The sequence below is a fragment of the Synechococcus sp. R60.1 genome (genome assembly GCF_047461835.1).
Lineage (GTDB): Bacteria > Cyanobacteriota > Cyanobacteriia > Thermostichales > Thermostichaceae > Thermostichus.
Window position 1 is genome coordinate 36026 of the sequence record NZ_JANSIA010000015.1, and the last position, 3574, is coordinate 39599.

Genomic DNA, 3574 nt, shown 5'->3' on the forward strand with positions numbered 1-3574 from the left:
AGGATCCAGCGGGATTGCTGCTCCAGCATGAGACGCTCCACCGGATACAGGCCGAACAGCTCATAGCGGCTTTGGGCAATCAGGATCCCCATCGTGAAGCTGACACAGAGCAACAACCCCAAAGTCGGCCATCCTGGGCGGTGAAACAAGGCATATCGCAGGCCCGTCCAAGTAAAGTAATCCCACAGGCGGGCTATATCCGCTCGCAAAGCCCAGAGACTGGGGATCCCGACTACCAGCCACAGCAGGCCCAGAAAGATGAAGCTACCACCGTGATAGAGGCGCAGCAGACGCTTGGCTGCCGGAGACAGAGCTTGAGTGCCGGAAGAAGCTTTCTTTCGCCCAACTGAGCCAGGATCAGGGAGCAAGGGCATGGGGATCCCAATTTTCGACACCTCAACACCCATTTTGGACTTATCTCCGACGCAATAGCTCGGTTGCATGGGATCCTCGAACTCAAACGAGTACTTTTCTGCTTTCGGCTCGCCCATTTTAAGGGATCGATGCACAGGGAGCCCAGTTGTGGCTCTCCCGCTGCACAGCGCCATCCAAAAAGGCACTGATCAAAGCATCTGCTCAAAGCATCTGCCGTCTGCAAGTCTTCCTTATCCGTACAGTCAAGTTTCCTGAGAGACGCCCAGACGTCCCGTTCCAAGAGCTTGGCAGACGATCTCTTTGACGTTCATATCCTGAGCGAAAACCAACATTCCCACGGTGAAGGGATCCCGCCCTGGCTCCCCAAGGCAAACCGCGCAATTTGCCCAAGCAACACTGCGGAAATCCAAGCCAGAGGCAGGTGGGCAGGGTTGGGGATTGGGAACTGGGTCGGGGATATAATGGCTCTGCATCCTTTTCTTCGGCCTTGCTAGCTCAATGGATAGAGCACCGACCTTCTAAGTCGATGGTTGCAGGTTCGAGTCCTGCGCAAGGCGCTGGCCTTGCCCTCTAAGCCTTGCTTGGGGTTTCCGACAAGCTGCCCTGATGGGGGCACCACATCTGAACCATCACCTGCCGAGAGTGGCTTTCCACCCGCAGGGATCCGCCCATCAGCTCCACTGCCTTTTGAACCAGCGATAGACCCAAGCCCGTTCCCCCGGCGTTGCGGCAATCCAACTGGGGGAGGCGATAGAACTTTTCAAAAAGGCGGGGCAACGCTTCTGCAGGAATTTCCGCCCCTGTATTGCGCACCGTGATCAGCCAGCCGGGACGGCCATTGGAGTTAGCCTGGCTCACACTTAAATAGATGCTTTCCCCAGTGGGGGTGTACTTACACGCATTGTTTAAAAGCTCGCTGACCACCCGCGACAAGAGGCTCTCATCCGTGCAGAGGAGCCAAAGGTCGGGATCCCATTCCACCTGAAACTGTTGGCCCTGTTGGGCAGCTCGCAGCCGGAAGGGCTCGGCAAGATTGGGGATCCATTCCTGGGGAGATAAACAGGTAAGTCTGAGGACTTTGTTTCCGGATTCGAGGGCTTGCAATTCCAACAGGTCGTTGATTAACTCCAGCTCGCGGTTGGTCTCCATCTCCAAAATTTGAAAGTAGCGCCTTTCCCGCTCGGTTAGGTTGGCTTTGGATAAAAACCCAATGGCCAGCTTCATGTTGGTGAGAGGCGTGCGCATTTCATGGGAGACCATGTGCAGAAACTCATCCTTGAGTTGGTTGAGCTCCTGCAACTGCTGCACCTGGCGCTGAATTGTCTGATAAAGACGTGCTTGGCGAATGGCGATGGCACATTGGCCGGCTACCCGTTGGATGAGCTGTTGTTCCCGCTCGGTAAATATCTGCCCCGGTGGACGGGAGCCACAAATATTCCCCAAAACAAGCAGTTCCTCGTGTTGAGCTGTCAGATCCCTTTTGTCGCAAATGGGAGCGATGATCAGGGTGTAGCGGTCGTGGTTGGGCCAGCAGGGGTGATGGAAGTTGCTCAATTGGCAGAGCTGTCCGCGCTGGAGCTGACGAAGCACATGGGCGAAATCCGCAAACGAAACCTCCAGGGGGAAGCGCCGGATCCCTTCTCCGGCCAAATAGTCCACCGCCAAAACGCTGACCTGCCGCTCTGGGTCATACAGGGCAATGGCGCAATTGGATAGGTTCAAGCTGAGGGCCAGTTCTCGGGCTACCGTTTCCAAGATTTTTTGTTCATCCAAAGTGGAGCGAATTTCTTCGGTGATGAGCTGGAGTAGCGCTTCGTCGTTGTAAGCTTGTTCGAGCTCTGCATTGCGCACCCGCACTTGGTAATCCAATTCAGCATTGGCCTGCTGCAGCTTTTGATAAAGCTCTGCCTGCTGAATGGCCACTGCCAGGTGCTCCCCGATAGCCTTGGCCAGCTCGATCTCATCGGTTTGCCAATCCGGATCTGAGGTCAGGCGCCGCAGCGATAGCCCGCCCCACATTTGTTCCTGACAAGCCACCGGGATCACCAGCCAAGGGCCCAGTTGGTATTCTCGCTTCTCATAAATGGCAAAGGGATCGGCAATCTGCTCCGGATCCTGGACATGAAAAATTTGCAGCCGTTTCAAATGATCGAAAACCATAAAATCCCTGCTATCCGGCAGTCGCAGGTTCAGATTGTTGGGCAAATTAGGAAATCGGCTATGGCTGGCAATGCCCAACCACACGGCCTCAGCGGGCAGGTACTGATAAAGGGTAACTCGTGCTGCCTGCAACACTGCCCCCACTTCCCGCACCGCCACATCAAATAGGGTGGGTAAGTCCAGAGAGGTGTTGATGGCCTGAATGAGCTGATTAAACAGTCTTTCTCGCTGCAATTGCCGCTGCAGCTTCAGCTCGGCTTGCTTACGAGGGGTGATGTTTCTAATGATCATCAGGACTTGATCTTCCCCAAAGGGAACGATGCGGGCCTGGCGATATTGGGGCTGAGGGGATCCCTCTGGGCAGGGGTATTCGATCTCTTGAGCTTGCCGGGTTGCTAGGGCCAGCTCCAGATGCTCGCGAATGGCTTGGGCTATGGGTTCCGCCCCACCGGTGCAACCGGTATCAGGAAACAGCTCTTCAGGAGTTTTGCCCAGGTAGTAGGCAGGGGGATGGGGGACAGAAAAATGGCTGGGCGGCTTGAACTCCAGACATCGGCCCTGGCGATCCAGACGAAGCAGCATGTCGGGCAGGGCTTCCAGGAGCTGGCGATAGTGGCGCTCTCGCTCGGCCAAGGTGATCTCTAATTGCTTGCGCTCGCTGATGTCCAGGGTCACGCCGACAATCTCGCCGGGATCCCCTTTCGGCCCCAAGAGCATAATCCCCTGGGAAAGCTGCCAGCGCATCTGGCCGTCGGCCTGGTAAACCCGATATTCCACCGAAAAGTTGGGATCCCCCTCTACCGCCCTGGGCCCAGCCGTCTGCAAAGCTTCTTTCACCCTTTGGCGATCTTCCGGGTGAACGTGCTGCAAAAACACTTCCAGGGTGAAATCTTGGCCGGGATCCAGCCCGTATTTGGCCTTGCACTGGGGAGAAGCACTCAACTCCCAGGTGCGCAAATCCAGTTGCCAATAGCCCAGTTGGGTGGCTTCTAAGGCCAAATAGAGATGCTCTGGATAAAAGCTGCCGTCTCCTGGCCGC

2 protein-coding genes and 1 tRNA gene are annotated in these 3574 nt (G+C 56.0%); 1 reads left to right on the plus strand and 2 read right to left on the minus strand.

The window, feature by feature from the left end; translation table 11 throughout:
- A partial coding sequence (locus tag NW834_RS03950) for a hypothetical protein (RefSeq protein ID WP_414426220.1) occupies positions 1 to 374 on the minus strand: 374 nt, incomplete at its 3' end.
- A 485-nt stretch (positions 375 to 859) separates the two neighbouring features.
- Between NW834_RS03950 and NW834_RS03955 the strand changes: the two genes are divergently transcribed.
- A tRNA-Arg gene (locus tag NW834_RS03955) sits at positions 860 to 932 on the plus strand.
- Positions 933 to 945: 13 nt separating this feature from the next.
- Here the strand turns inward: NW834_RS03955 and NW834_RS03960 are convergent.
- On the minus strand, positions 946 to 3574 hold a 2629-nt coding region (locus NW834_RS03960), incomplete at its 5' end, for an ATP-binding protein (RefSeq protein WP_414426221.1).